Annotated in this window: 1 protein-coding gene and 1 pseudogene; one reads left to right on the top strand and one right to left on the bottom strand. The window is 39.1% G+C overall.

Annotated features, from left to right (window positions below):
* A partial coding sequence (locus RFX69_RS00010) for a helix-turn-helix domain-containing protein (protein ID WP_309168448.1) occupies window positions 1-144 on the bottom strand: 144 nt, incomplete at its 3' end.
* On the opposite strand from RFX69_RS00010, the pseudogene RFX69_RS00005 reads away from it, so the two are divergent.
* Window positions 119-248, top strand: a pseudogene (locus RFX69_RS00005) (hypothetical protein); the annotation flags it as partial. The gene RFX69_RS00010 and the pseudogene RFX69_RS00005 sit on opposite strands and share 26 nt — an antisense overlap.

The following is a 248-nucleotide window of genomic DNA, read 5'->3' as shown; positions in this document are numbered from 1 at the left end:
TGATACGAGTTCTTTCAGATAACGGTAGCTGGTCGGTTTAGACAAGCCAAGTTCTTCGCAAATAATATCGACATTAATCACTGGTCGTGAAACGGAAAATAAATCCAGTACGGTTAAAATTTTGCCAAAACTTGAAATTGCCATCTTATCAATCATCCAAAGCAAGAAAGTTGCGATTATTGGTTACGGTTCTCAAGGTCATGCCCATGCACTTAACCTTAAAGACTCAGGTGTAGACGTAACTGTAG

The organism is Acinetobacter sp. 148, from assembly GCF_031196675.1.
Classification (GTDB): Bacteria; Pseudomonadota; Gammaproteobacteria; order Pseudomonadales; family Moraxellaceae; genus Acinetobacter; species Acinetobacter baumannii.
This window is presented reverse-complemented; position numbering and strand designations above follow the sequence as displayed.